Below are 14,267 nucleotides of genomic sequence, written 5' to 3'. Positions count from 1 at the left end.
GATGAAAGTTCAAAGGCCGTCCTTCGGGGCGGCCTTTTGCTTTTGCGATTGCGTGACGGAGTCACCATCAATCTTGCAGCTTGGGCCGAATTATCGTTTCTTGGCCCTATGCAAAATCAAGCTTCGACCACTTCGCATAATCCAGATCGTATCATCTTCACTGTCGGCTATGCCGGGCATGACCGTGACAGTTTGCTTGCGCTTTTCAAGGCGCAGGGCATCACGGCAGTTGCCGATATCAGGACATTCAAGCGATCCAGTTACTGGACGGCTTTTGATGCGGACAGTTTCGGGCCGTTTTTGCGCGAAAACGGCATTGCCTATGTCTTTATGGGCGATGTGATGGGTGGCAAGCCCCAGACTCCCGCGCTGTATCCTGATGGGCAGCTTGATTATGGCCTGATGGCGCAAACGCCTGCTTTCCGGTCGGGGATCGCGCGGCTTGTCAGCGGGGCGGAAAAATATCGTATTTGCCTGATGTGTGCGGAAAAGGACCCGCTTGATTGTCATCGGACCTTGCTGATCGCACCGGCATTGAAGGAAGCCGGGTTTGATTTGCGCCATCTGGTCGAAGGCCGCATCGAAAGCCAGACGGAAACTGAACAGAGGATGCTTCAGGTCAATGGCGGGGATGTCCCCGATCTGTTTGCCGCGGCCGAACCCGACCCGGATGCTGATTACAAACTGGCATTGGCCCGACAGATCAAACGTGTCGCGCCAATGGCCGATGACGCCATCAAGCGCCGCTAGGAAGCTTGGGGCATGATGGGGGTGGGTAATCGGGGTCTTGGCGATGCGGGCCGCCTGATTGCGGATCTAGCCCATGATGTTGTAACCGCCATCAATATGGACGACATCGCCGGTCAGTGATTTTGCCCGGTCACTGACCAGAAAGGCTGCCAGTTCACCGATCTCGTCAATGGTGACAAGGCGTTTTGACGGGGCGCGCTGGGCGGTTTCATCCATAAGATGCTGAAATTCGGCGATGCCCGATGCGGCACGGGTCAAAAGCGGGCCGGGCGATATGGCATGGCATCTGATGCCTTTGGCGCCAAGCTCGGCTGCCATATAGCGAGTCGTGGTTTCAAGTGCGGCCTTTACCGGGCCCATCACCCCGTAATGATCCACAACCCGTTCCGATCCCATATAGGTTACCGTCAAAAGTGTCCCGCCATCGCCCATAAGCGGTTCGGCCCGTTTGGCGAGCCTGGCAAAGGAATGGCACGATATGTCCATGGCGGCCAAAAATCCGTCGCGCGAGCAATCAACGACCCGCCCGTGCAGGGCATCTGCCGGGGCAAAAGCGATGGAATGCAACAGAAAATCAAGCTTTCCCCATTGTTTTTCGATCTGCGCAAACAACATGTCAGATTGTTGTTCATCTCTGACATCAAGTTTGGTGATGATCGCGGCATCGACCTTTTGGGCAAGGGGGCGAACATAGGGTTCGGCCTTGTCATTGAGGTAGGTGACCGCAAGATCGGCACCTTCGCGTCGGAAAATGCGCGCACATCCCCAGGCAATGGACAGGTCATTGGCAATTCCAACGATTAATCCCTTTTTGCCTTCCAGCATGGCGTGTCTCCGGCAATGTGGTGTGCGGGTGCGAAAGAATCGGCTGTGTATGGCAGCAGGAAACAGTTTAGGTGATTTTGCGTCGCAGCAAAGAACAAAATTCTGTGACAATACTGCCTAACAGTTAATCAGATGGGTGATGCCTAGCTTGTTGGTTAAATGAATTTTTTTTGTGCAGAAGCATAGTTTTTAGGCAATTGATCGGCTATGTGTAGCCTTGGAAGGATCCTTCGGAATTCCGTGTCATCCAATAGCGGTTTTCCCCCGGTTTCTTTCGGGTTTCGGCCCAAAAATAAAATGTGACATCCGTGGTGTGTGATGCCGGCCGCAAAGGTCGGTGTTTCGGTTCTGGCAAACAGAACTGAGAAAAAGGGAAATTGGACATGAAAGCCCGAAAAGACGACCCGAAACGGGAAGTCATCGACAAAGTTGTCGAACAAATCAAGCAACGTATAAAAGGCAAGACGGCGAAGGATGCAGAAGCATTCGTTCGCCTTTTTTATAAGGATGTTCCGCCTGACGACATGGCGGGTCGATCGGTCGACTCGCTTTATGGCGCGGCGTTGACGCTTTATAAATTCGCGCAAAAGCGCCCGTCTGCCGATGCTGCCAAGATCCGGGTCTATAACCCCGATCTCGAAGAGCACGGCTGGAAATCCGATCACACCGTGATCGAAATCAGCAATACCGACATGCCGTTTCTGGTCGATTCCGTAACATCGGCCCTGCATGAACTTGATCTGACCGTGCATCTTGTCATTCACCCGATCATGCGCATTGCCCGTGATGACAGTGGTGAATTGCTGTCGGTTGCCGGGGTGGACGAGTCAAAAGACCCGCGTGAATCGGTGATGCATGTCGAAATTGACGAACAAACCGATCAGGCTGTTCTGACCAAAATTCACGACCGTCTGGAAAACGCGCTGACCGATGTTGCGCTGGCTGTGCGTGACTGGCAGCCGATGCTTAAAAAGGTCACCGAAGTTCTTGATGAAATCGGTGAAAGCACCGGTGGCGTTGCCGAGGAAGACCGCCAGGAGGTCAAGGATTTCCTTGGCTGGCTGCATAATGATCACTTCACCTTCCTTGGATATCGCGAATACCGCTTCAAAACCGGTGGCAAGAAGGGTGCGGTCGATGTCGAGGTGAAAAACCAGCTTGGCATCCTGTCGCGTGAAGGAACGCATGTTTTTGACGAACTGCGCCAGATCGGCAATCTGTCGCCCGAAGTTCAGGATTTCGTCACCAGCCCCAACCTTCTGATGGTGACCAAAGCCAACAAGCAATCCACCGTTCATCGCCCGGTGCATCTTGATACCATCGTCGTCAAACAGTTCGACGCCAAGGGCAAGGTCGTCGGTCAGCATCTGTTTGTCGGTCTGTTTACTTCGGTCGCCTATAACCTCAGCCCGCGTCTGATCCCGCTTCTGCGCATGAAACTTGCCGAAACGGTCAAACGTGCCGGCTTCCCGCCTGCCAGCCACGATGGCAAGGCGCTGGTCAATATTCTTGAAACTTTCCCGCGCGATGAGCTGTTCCAGGTCGAACTCGATGACCTGTATCATACCTGCATGGGCATCCTGCATTTGCAGGAACGTCAACGCATCGCCTTGTTTGTCCGTCGCGATGCGTTTGAACGGTTTGTATCCTGTCAGCTGTTCTGTCCGCGTGACCGGTTCTCGACCAAGTTGCGCTTCAAGTTCCAGAAAGTCATCGAGGATGCCTTTGATGGCAAGGTAACCGCACATTACACCCTGATCGGGGACAGCCCGCTTGCGCGTCTGCATTTGCTGGTCAAAACCAATCCGGGTGAGCTGCCGGAATATGACGTTGCAGAAATCGAACGTCAGCTGGTGGAAGTTGCCCGCGACTGGACCGACACATTGCGTCAGGTTCTTGTCCGTGAAATGGGCGAAGAACGTGGTCTGGCGCTGTATCGTCGCTATGGGGAAAGTTTCTCAAGCGACTATCGCGAACGTTTCACGGTCGAAAGTGCGGCCCTTGATATTGAACGCATCGAAGATGTGATCAAGGCCAATGACCTGCGGGTGAACCTGTATCGCCCGATCGAGGCTGCCGAAAACGAACTGCGCTTCAAGATCTACAATCCCGGTGCGCCGGTTCCGCTGTCTGATGTTCTGCCCATGCTTGAAAATATGGGGCTTAAGGTCATCACCGAAAACCCGTTTACCGTAAGCCCGCGCGATGTTGAAACCAACGTGCGGATCCATGATTTCGGTGTGGTTGTCGATGGCGAGTTCAATCTGCATGACGTCCGTGACAAGTTCCAGGAACTGTTCGTGCGCATGTGGCATGGCGAGGTCGAAAATGACGCCTTTAACCGTCTGGTTCTGCTGGGGAATCTGAACTGGCGCGAAGTCGTCATCCTGCGGGCCTATGCCCGCTATACCCGTCAGATGGGCTCGGCCTTCTCGCAGAACTATATGGCGCGTACCCTTGCCAATAACCCGGCCTTGGCATCGGCGATTGTGTCGCTGTTCATTGCCAAGTTTGATCCGGATCGCGATCCGGGTTTGGCCGCCGAAGTCGACGTGATCGAGGCCGATATCATCACCCGTCTTGAAGACGTGATGAACCCGGACGAAGACCGCATTTTGCGCGCCTTCCTCAATCTGGTTCAGTCGACATTGCGCACCAACTTCTTCCAGTATGGTGCGGATGGAAATCCGAAACCGTATCTGTCGGTCAAATTCAATTCCGGCATGATCGAAGATTTGCCCCTGCCGCGTCCGTGGCGGGAAATCTTTGTCTATTCCCCGCGGGTCGAAGCTGTCCATCTGCGCGGTGGGCCGGTTGCCCGTGGCGGCATCCGCTGGTCCGACCGTCAGGAAGATTTCCGTACCGAAATTCTTGGTCTGGTCAAAGCCCAGATGGTCAAGAACGCGGTGATCGTGCCCGTCGGGTCCAAGGGCGGGTTCGTGGTCAAACGTCCGCCTGCGGACGGGTCGCGCGAAGCATTTCTTGAAGAAGGCATTGCCTGCTACAAAACACTGATGAGCGGCATGCTCGATATCACCGACAACATTGTTGGCGGCGAAATCATTCCGCCGGAACGGGTCCGTCGTCTTGATGATGATGATCCCTATCTGGTGGTTGCTGCTGACAAGGGCACGGCGACATTTTCCGATATCGCCAATGGTGTCGCCCGTGATTATGGCTTCTGGCTTGACGATGCCTTTGCATCGGGCGGGTCGCAGGGCTATGACCACAAAAAAATGGGCATCACGGCGCGCGGTGCCTGGGAATCGGTCAAACGCCACTTCCGCGAAATGGGCAAGGATATCCAGACCACGCCATTCACCGTCGCCGGTGTTGGTGACATGTCCGGTGACGTGTTTGGCAATGGCATGTTGTTGTCCGAACAGATCAAACTGGTCGCGGCCTTCAACCACATGCATATCTTTGTCGATCCGGACCCGGATCCGGCAAAAAGCTTTGCCGAACGCAAACGCCTGTTCGATCTGCCGCGTTCAAGCTGGACCGACTATGACAAAAAGGTCCTGTCAAAAGGCGGCGACATCTTTGACCGCAAGGCCAAGACCCTTGATCCGTCCCCCGAAGTCCGCAAGCTTCTGGGTCTTGATGGCGGCAAGGTAACCCCGGCCGACATGATGAAGGCCATTCTGAAGGCCGATGTCGAATTGCTGTGGTTCGGTGGTATCGGGACCTATATCAAGTCCAGTCACGAAACCAATGCCGATGCCGGGGACCGTGCCAATGATGCCATCCGCATCAATGGTCGCGAAGTCCGGGCCAAGGTGGTGGGCGAAGGCGCAAACCTTGGTGCGACCCAGCGTGGCCGTATTGAATATGCCCATGCCGGTGGTCGTCTGAATACCGATGCGATCGACAACGCAGCGGGTGTGAACTGCTCGGATCACGAGGTCAATATCAAGATCCTGCTGGGCGAAGTTGTCTCGGCCGGTGATATGACCGAAAAGCAGCGCAACAAGCTTCTGGTCGAAATGACCGACGAGGTCGGCGATCTGGTTCTGCGCGACAACTATCTGCAAAGTCAGGCCATTTCCAATGCCCATGCGGCAAATTCGGAATTGCTTGATGCGCAGGTGCGCCTGATCCGGATGCTCGAACGCGAAGGCCGTCTGAACCGGGAAATCGAATATCTTCCCGATGATGAAGAACTCGCACGTCGTGCCAATGCGCATGAAGGTCTGACCCGCCCCGAAGTTTCGGTGCTGATGCCCTATGCCAAACTTTGGCTTTATGACGAGGTGCTGGAATCCGATCTTCCTGACGATCCGATTCTGGTCGAAGAACTGGTGCGCTATTTCCCGACACCGCTTCGCAAGAAATATGCGGATGCGATTTCGGGCCATCGTCTGAAACGTGAAATCATTGCCACGGTGGCGACCAACAGTCTGGTCAACCGGGTTGGTGGCACGTTCGTGCATGACATGATGGAAGCAACCGGTCTTTCGGCCGTTGATGTATCACGCGGTTATCTGATCACCCGTGCGGTGTTTGGTCTGCGTGATCTTTGGGCCGGGATCGAAGCCCTTGATAACGTGGTGCTGGCCAAATTGCAGACCAGCATGTTCCGCGACATCAACCGCATGGTCAATGACGTCACCCAATGGTTCCTGCGCAATTGCGAAGACCTGAATGTCGGTGCCAAGATCGAAATGTTCCGTCCGGCAGTATCCAAGGTGATTTCGGCCTTTGATGAAATCGTTCCTGCCGATGCTGCATTCCGGACCGCACTGGAACAGAAAACCCAGTCGCTGACCGCACAGGGCGTTCCGGAAGAACTTGCGCGCCGTATCGCATCGGTTGCCCAGATGGTGGCAATTTGTGATGTGGTCCGGATTGCCGAGGCAACCGGTCGTGACGTCATCGAAGTCGCATCGACCTATTTTGCGGTCGGAACCCGCTTCCAGCTTGGTCTGATGCGGGCCGCAGCAGAATCGATCGAAGCCGAAACCCATTGGCAGAAACTGGCACGTGCAGCAGTGATTGATGACCTGTTTGGTCATCAGCGCGAACTGACCCGTGCTGTTCTGGCCGAAGGCAAAAAAGGCAGCTCGGGTAGCGAGCTTGTGGATAAATGGGTTGCCGCCCATCAGCGTGGTTGTGCGCGCTGTGACGAACTGATCAACGAGTTGCGCGCCGCGGGCCAGATCGATCTGTCGATGATCACGGTGGCAAACCGCCAGATGCGGGCGCTGATCGGGGCCTGATCCGGATCGGCATCAAACATCTCAGTGCAAAGAGGGCGCACAAGGCGCCCTCTTTTGTCGTTTCGGGGCCGGATTTCGTCGTTGAAACAGGACGGGATGAAAAAAAATACCGCTTTGATGGCTGTTATGTGCATCACGCACATCGCGAGTTAAATCTTTGAATTTCTGAACATTCCTGTCATCCTCCTGCCATGTTTACATGATGATCTTGGAATGTGTCGGCTGGGTTTCCTTGAAAAATACCAACCGGTACGTATATCTGATCCATAATCAATATACAGGTCAAAGCCATGAGGAACGCCGAAGAAACCCGGACCAAGCTTCTGGAAACCGCGATCGAGTTGCTGTCAACGCGCAGCTATCACGATATCGGTGTCAGTGATGTCTGCAAGCATGCCGGCGTGACAAAAGGCGCGTTCTATCATCATTTTGACAGCAAGGCGGCCCTGTTTGCGGCCTCTGCCCGCCATCACTGGGAAAAGGGCAAGGATGAGCTTCGCGCCATCTTTTCCCCCGAAGTTCCGCCGGTCGAGCAGCTTAACCGCTATATCGAACTGGTTTGTGACAAGCAGGAACGCTATGCCGTGCCCGGCGAAAGCGAAGTCTGTGTCTGTCCGATCTTTACTGCTGGCGGCCAGGTCGGCCCCGAAGATATGGAAATCCAGAATTGTTCGCGCGAACTGGCTGACGAGCAGATCAAATATCTGGCCTCGATGGTGCGCGGCCTGAAGGGCGAAGGCATGCTGGGCGAAGATGGTGACGTCACCACCCTGGCACGGCTGGTTTTCCAGTATGTCCATGGCCTGCTGACCTATGGCAAGGTTTTTAACGATCTTGATACTGTTCGGTCTGATCTGCGCGAAGGGATCTATCGCATCCTTAATTTGCAATGTAAATTCAGATAGTTATCCGAATGTTTTCCTGATTTCATTCCTGTCGCAAAACAATAAAAATTAAAAAAACGCCATTTTTTTGCCTTCTTCCCCTTGCGAACAAACCGATTGGTATGCATCTAAGCTTCAAACGGGCCGCGTGTGTGCGGCGCAACCCATTTGGAAGATCAAAAGATGCAGTCTCGATCAAAACGCAAAATTTTGCTGCCAGTTGCCGCATTGGCACTGATTGCTGCTGCCGGTGGATATGGCTTGCATATCTCTGGCTCATCTGCCGACGAAGTGGCGGTTCAGACCGCCCCGATGGCAACCCCTGTTACCGTATCCAACGTCCAAAGCAGTTCCGTCCGTCTTTGGAACAATTTTTCCGGCCGTCTGAGCGCGGTTGAAGAAGTGCAGCTGCGCCCGCAGGTCAGCGGTGCGATCGTCGAAATCCGGTTTGAAGACGGCCAGCTTGTTCAAAAGGGCGATGTGCTTGCCGTGATTGATCCGCGCAGCTATCAGGCCGCCGTGAACGAAGCCCGTGCCGAACTGGCCGCAGCCGAACAGAATCTGTCGCTGGCGGCCAAGGAAAAGGCACGCGCGGAAAAGCTGGTGTCGAACGGCACGGTTTCCAAGCGCGTCTATGACGAACGCCTGAATGCCCATCGCGTGGCACAAAGTCAGGTCACCCGCGCCAAGGCCAATCTTGAACTTGCCGAAATCGAACTGGACCATGCCTTTGTCAAAGCCCCGATCAGCGGGCGTGTCAGCCGGGTCGAACTGACCGTTGGCAACCAGGTCAATGCCGGCCCGAATGCCCCGGTTCTGACCACCATTGTATCGACCGGTAAAATCTATGCCGATTTCGATCTCGACGAGCAGACCTTCTTTGCCAGCATCGGGGATGACGGCAAAATCGACGAAGCTGCCCACAACATCCCGGTCAACATGACCCTGTCAAACGGGCGTCAGGTGTCGGGTTATGTGCACAGTTTCGATAACCGGATTGATGCGCGCACCGGGACCATCCGCACCCGCGCACTGTTTGACAATCTCGATGGCAACCTTCTGCCGGGCACGTTTGCCGCCCTTCAGGTCGGAACGCTTGCCAAGCAGGATGTCATCATGGTTTCGCCCGAAGCAATCAGCACCGATCAGGACCGCAAATTCGTCTATGTGGTCGAACCGGACAATACGGTTGCCTATCGCCAGGTCACCCTGGGGGCAGAAATCAACGGTATGCGCATTGTGACCTCTGGCCTGAACGAAGGCGATCTTGTCATCGTCAACGGCATCATGAAGGTCCGTCCCGGCATGCCGGTCGCCCCCGAAATTCTGCAGGCCGCCGCATCCTGAGGGATGCGGATGGCGCGCTAAGCAAGGCTTACTATCATGCAGAACCTTTCAAGATTTTTTGTCGACCGCCCGATCTTTGCCGGCGTTTTGTCGGTGCTGATGTTGCTGGCCGGTCTGATTGCGATGTGGCGTTTGCCGATTTCGGAATATCCCGAAGTCGTGCCGCCTTCGATCGTGGTCGAAGCCAAATTTCCCGGCGCGAACCCCGCCGAGATTGCCGAAACTGTTGCATCCCCCCTTGAAGAACAGATCAACGGGGTCGAAGGGATGCTTTATGTCAACTCACTGGCCACCACGGACGGCAACCTGTCGCTGACCGTGACCTTTGAAATTGGCACCGATCCCGACCTGGCCCAGCAAAAGGTCCAGAACCGCGTATCACAGGCCGAACCGCGCCTGCCCGATATCGTGCGTCAGCTTGGTGTGACCGTGTCCAAACGATCCCCCGATCTGACCATGGTCGTGCATTTGCGTTCGCCCAATGAACGCTATGACATGCTGTATCTGCGCAACTATGCGACGCTTAATGTCCGTGACCGTCTGGCACGTATCAGTGGCGTCGGGCAGGTTGGCCTGTTCGGATCGGGCGATTATGCCATGCGTGTCTGGCTGAACCCCGACAAGGTTGCCGAACGCAACCTGACCGCGGGCGAAGTGGTTGCCGCCATCCAAAGCCAGAACGTCCAGGTCGCAGCCGGCATCATCGGTGGTGCACCCTATGACAGTGGCGTGCAGTTCCAGTTGCCGATCAATATCAGTGGCCGTCTGGAAACCCCCGAGGAATTCCAGAACATCATCATCAAACGCGAAGCCGATGGCACGATTACGCGTCTTGGCGATGTGGCGCGTGTCGAAATGGAAGCCCAGCAATATGCGCTGCGTTCCCTGCTTGATAACAAGCCCGCGGTCGCCATTCCGATCTTTGCATCCCCGGGGTCAAACGCGCTTGATATTTCAAGCAACGTGCGCGCGACCATGGAAGAACTCAAACAGAACTTCCCCGACGATCTCGATTACTCGATTGTTTATGACCCGACCGTGTTTGTGCGCGGTTCGATCAAATCGGTGATCAAGACGTTGTTGGAGGCCATCGCCCTTGTGGTGATCGTGGTGACGATCTTCCTGCAAACCTGGCGGGCATCAATCATTCCGTTGCTGGCTGTGCCGGTATCGATCATCGGGACCTTTGCCCTGATGCTTCTGATGGGCTTTTCGATCAACGTGCTGTCGCTGTTCGGATTGATCCTGGCGATCGGCATCGTGGTTGATGACGCGATTGTCGTGGTCGAAAACGTTGAACGTAACATCGAACGGGGTCTTTCACCGCGCGATGCAACGGTTGCGGCCATGCGCGAAGTAACCGGTCCGATCATCGCGACCTCGCTTGTGATTACCGGTGTGTTTGTACCGATTGCCTTTATTTCCGGCCTGACCGGCCAGTTCTATCAGCAATTTGCCCTGACCATCGCCATTGCGACGATCATTTCAACCATCAACTCGCTGACCCTGAGCCCGGCTTTGTCGGCGGTCCTTCTGCGTGGTCATGATGCGCCGAAAGACTGGCTGACGCGTGGCATGGACTTTGTCTTTGGCTGGTTCTTCCGCGGCTTTAACCGCTTCTTTAACCGCAGCACGGAAATGTATGCTGGCGGGGTCAAGCGTCTGCTGGGTGTCAAGGCCATCATGATGGCGCTTTATGCCGGGCTGCTGGTTTTGACCTGGCAGGGTTTCCAGATTCTGCCCACGGGTTTCGTTCCCCTTCAGGACAAGCAATATCTGGTCAGTTTCGCCCAGCTCCCGCAGGGCGCGACACTGGACCGGACCGAAGATGTCATTCGTGAAATGTCTGATATCGCGCTTAAGGAGCCCGGTGTTGAAAGTGCCGTGGCCTTCCCGGGGCTTTCGATCAACGGCTTTGTGAACAGTTCAAGTGCCGGCATCGTGTTTGTCACGCTGACCGACTTTGATGAACGCAAAAGCGATGATCTGTCGGGCCTTGCCATCGCCGGCAAGCTGCAACAGAAATTTGCCGCCATTGACGAGGCCTTTGTTGCCATCTTCCCGGCACCTCCGGTTCAGGGACTTGGGACTGTTGGTGGCTTCAAGCTTCAGGTTCAGGATCGCTCCGATCTGGGCTATCGCGCCCTTGATGATGCCATGAAACAGGTCCTTGCCAAGGCATGGGCAGCACCGGAACTGACCGGTGTGTTTTCAAGCTATAACATCAATGTGCCGCAGCTTCAGGCGACCCTTGACCGTACAAAGGTTCAGCAGCTTGGCGTACCGGTTGATGAAATCTTCCGGACCATGCAGGTCTATCTTGGCTCGATGTATGTCAATGACTTCAACGCCTTTGGCCGCACCTATCAGGTGATCGCACAGGCCGATAAGCCATATCGTTCAAGCCCGGAAGACATCCTGCGTCTGCAAACGCGCAATTCGGATGGCGACATGGTGCCGCTGGGATCTGTTTTGTCGGTATCTGAAACATTCGGACCGGACACGGCAATGCGCTACAACGCGTTCCGGTCGGCCGATCTGAATGGCAACGCCGCCCCGGGCTATTCCAGCGGCGAGGCACAGGCTGCGATCAGCAAGATTCTGGATGAAACATTGCCGCCCGGCATGTCCTATGAATGGACGGAACTGACCTATCAGCAGATCCTGGCGGGCAATACGGCGATCTTCATCTTCCCGATCTGTATCCTTCTGGTGTTCCTGGTTCTGGCGGCGCAGTATGAAAGCCTGACCATGCCGCTGGCCGTGATCCTGATCGTCCCGATGAGCATCCTGTCTGCTGTGTTTGGTGTCTATCTGTTCGGGGGTGACAACAATATCTTCACCCAGATCAGCCTGTTTGTGCTGGCCGGACTGGCATCGAAAAACGCCATCCTGATTGTCGAGTTCGCCCGTGAACTTGAACATCAGGGACGCAGCACCGTTCAAGCCGCGATCGAGGCCAGTCGTCTGCGCCTGCGCCCGATCCTTATGACCTCTTTGGCCTTCATCATGGGTGTCGTGCCGCTGGTTCTGTCCAGTGGTGCCGGTGCCGAGATGCGCCACGCGATTGGTATTGCCGTGTTCTCGGGGATGCTGGGCGTGACGATATTTGGCCTGATCCTGACCCCGGTCTTTTATGTTCTTGTACGCATGATTGGCCGGCGCAACGAAGTTCGTTCACTTGATGAGGCTGACGCACACCAGCCTGCGGAGTAACCGACATCGTTGCAGAAACAGCCGGACCGTCTTTTTCCCCGACCCCGCCGGTCCGGCTGTTTTACTTATCCTACTGCGTCTCAAGTCTCATGGTGCGGATGTCGAGAAATGCCTGGGTATCAATCAGGGCCACGGGTCCTTGCCAGGTGCCGGTCTGTGCCGGTGATGGCGCATCCCAGTCAATTTCGCGCATTGGCGGCATGTTTTCTTCTGATGGCCATCGATCCCCGCCAAACAGTTCTTCGCGATAATCTGCCAGCGTGCCAAGTGTCCCGGCCGGGCCTTCCTTGACCGTCAATCGGTCGCCATATTCGCGACGCAACGCGAACTCGATACGGTTTTCAACATATCGGGTTAACTGATCCCCGGAATATCCAAGATCCTCGCCATCGCTTTGTGCATAGCGATACTCCATGGCGTAATTCATGCCATTGGATACATTGACGTTATCCTCGCCAAACACGGCAACCAGTTCATCATCAAGATAATAGGCGCGTGTGATCTCTGCGTCGCTGTTATCATCAAGCCAGCTGTTCAGATGGTTTTCGGCATTGGCCTGATAGGTTTCGAATTGTTCCTTGCGCTTGGTCTGGATGTCTTTCCATTCATCAAGCGAAAACTTGGTGCTGTATTCACCGGTTTGCGGATCAATCGGTCTGGGCATGGTCAGGTACCGCGCACCGACGATGGACATCTTTCCTTGAAACTCGACCATAAAACACCTCCTTGAGTGATATCTTAAATTGTGCATGCAATTAAAAGACCACTTATCGGTGTGCCTTCCGGGCGCCTTTGATATCTGCGGTATTTGTCCTGTGATATTGGTCACGCAGATAAAAAAGCCATAATCATTTTGCTTGTTCAAAGGGTTGGCGGGAATAATCTTCCCACACCAAGGAATAAGTTTTCGATGCGGTGGCAAACAGGCAGGACAAGTTTGCCGGGCGCTTGCCATTGGCAAACTTTGCCTTATCTGTCGTTCGAAAGGTTTGTCGAAAAGGGTGTTCGACCATGAACTATGTGCGTACAGGTTTGTTGCTGGCGGGGTTGACCGCGCTGTTTGGTGCCGTTGGCATGATGATCGGCGGGCAACAGGGCATGATCATTGCGCTGTTGTTTGCCGGGGCGATGAATGTGTTCGCCTATTGGAATTCCGATGCCATGCTGCTTCGGATGCGCAGTGCAAAACAGGTTGATGATCGCACCGCCCCGGAACTGGTTTCCATGGTGCGCGATCTGGCGCGTAATGCCGGTCTGCCAATGCCCAAGGTCTATGTGATTGAAAACCCGCAACCCAATGCCTTTGCCACCGGGCGCAATCCGGCAAATGCGGCGGTGGCGGCAACAACGGGGTTGCTGAAACTGCTTGATCGCAACGAGATCGCCGGTGTCATGGCCCATGAACTGGCCCATGTCAAAAACCGCGATACCCTGACCATGACGATTACGGCAACCATCGCCGGTGCGATTTCGGCCCTTGCCAATTTCGCGATGTTTGCCGGCATGTTCGGCGGCAATCGCAGCGAAAACAACAATCCATTGGGCGGGATCGGCATGATCCTGATTGCCATTCTGGCGCCGATGGGGGCGATGATTGTGCAGATGGCAATTTCGCGCACCCGTGAATATGACGCTGACCGTATCGGGGCCGAAATTTGCGGACATCCCCTGTGGCTGGCCAGTGCACTGGCCAAACTTGATAAGGGTGTGCACGCCATCCCGAACATGGAAGCCGAACGCAACCCGGCAACCGCACATATGTATATCGCCAATCCGCTGTCGGGGAAGGGTGTCGACAATCTGTTTTCCACCCACCCCAACATGGCCAACCGCATCGCCAAGCTTCAGGAAATGGCCAGTGGCCTGACCGGGCAGGGTAGTGGTGGACATGGCGCGGCTGCGCGGCCTGCGTCTGCGCGTCCGGCATCACAAAAAGGACCCTGGGGCGGATCGCAACCGGCATCGCGCCCGACGCAACCGGCAACCAAACCACGCCGCCGCACCCGTCCCTGGAACTGAAAACTGT

At 55.2% G+C, this 14,267-nt stretch carries 8 protein-coding genes; 6 read left to right on the top strand and 2 right to left on the bottom strand.

What is annotated here, in order from left to right; translation table 11 throughout:
• The coding region (locus tag CU041_RS20125; RefSeq protein ID WP_324790285.1) for a DUF488 domain-containing protein at positions 1 to 750 on the top strand (750 nt) is incomplete at its 5' end.
• Positions 751 to 816: 66 nt separating this feature from the next.
• On the opposite strand, the gene fabI is transcribed toward CU041_RS20125, so the two are convergent.
• The gene (fabI, locus tag CU041_RS20120; RefSeq protein ID WP_101248245.1) at positions 817 to 1,575 is read right to left on the bottom strand and encodes an enoyl-ACP reductase FabI; all 759 of its coding nucleotides are present in this window, start codon (positions 1,573 to 1,575) and stop codon (positions 817 to 819) included.
• A 383-nt stretch (positions 1,576 to 1,958) separates the two neighbouring features.
• Between fabI and CU041_RS20115 the strand changes: the two genes are divergently transcribed.
• The 4 genes from CU041_RS20115 to CU041_RS20100 all read left to right on the top strand — a co-directional run bounded on the left by CU041_RS20115 (position 1,959) and on the right by CU041_RS20100 (position 12,241).
• Positions 1,959 to 6,794 (top strand): NAD-glutamate dehydrogenase, encoded by a 4,836-nt coding sequence (locus CU041_RS20115; protein WP_101248244.1) that lies wholly within the window; start codon positions 1,959 to 1,961, stop codon positions 6,792 to 6,794.
• Between the two features lie 290 nt (positions 6,795 to 7,084).
• Positions 7,085 to 7,699: a TetR/AcrR family transcriptional regulator gene (locus CU041_RS20110; protein WP_101248243.1), complete on the top strand. Its 615-nt coding sequence runs from the start codon at positions 7,085 to 7,087 to the stop codon at positions 7,697 to 7,699.
• Positions 7,700 to 7,861: 162 nt separating this feature from the next.
• On the top strand, positions 7,862 to 9,025 hold the full coding sequence (locus CU041_RS20105; RefSeq protein ID WP_101248251.1) for an efflux RND transporter periplasmic adaptor subunit: 1,164 nt from the start codon (positions 7,862 to 7,864) through the stop codon (positions 9,023 to 9,025).
• A gap of 36 nt (positions 9,026 to 9,061) precedes the next feature.
• Positions 9,062 to 12,241, top strand: coding sequence for an efflux RND transporter permease subunit (locus tag CU041_RS20100; RefSeq protein ID WP_101248242.1), 3,180 nt, complete (start codon positions 9,062 to 9,064; stop codon positions 12,239 to 12,241).
• Between the two features lie 70 nt (positions 12,242 to 12,311).
• Here the strand turns inward: CU041_RS20100 and CU041_RS20095 are convergent, their stop codons facing one another.
• A complete protein-coding gene (locus CU041_RS20095; protein WP_101248241.1) occupies positions 12,312 to 12,956 on the bottom strand; it encodes a hypothetical protein in 645 nt (214 codons plus the stop codon).
• Positions 12,957 to 13,252: 296 nt separating this feature from the next.
• Here CU041_RS20095 and htpX point away from each other — a divergent pair, with 296 nt between their 5' ends.
• Positions 13,253 to 14,260, top strand: a complete 1,008-nt coding sequence (gene htpX / locus CU041_RS20090) for a zinc metalloprotease HtpX (RefSeq protein ID WP_101248240.1) — start codon at positions 13,253 to 13,255, stop codon at positions 14,258 to 14,260.
• Positions 14,261 to 14,267: the final 7 nt, after the last annotated feature.

The sequence above is a fragment of the Thalassospira povalilytica genome (genome assembly GCF_002844235.1).
GTDB lineage: Bacteria > Pseudomonadota > Alphaproteobacteria > Rhodospirillales > Thalassospiraceae > Thalassospira > Thalassospira povalilytica.
This window is presented reverse-complemented; position numbering and strand designations above follow the sequence as displayed.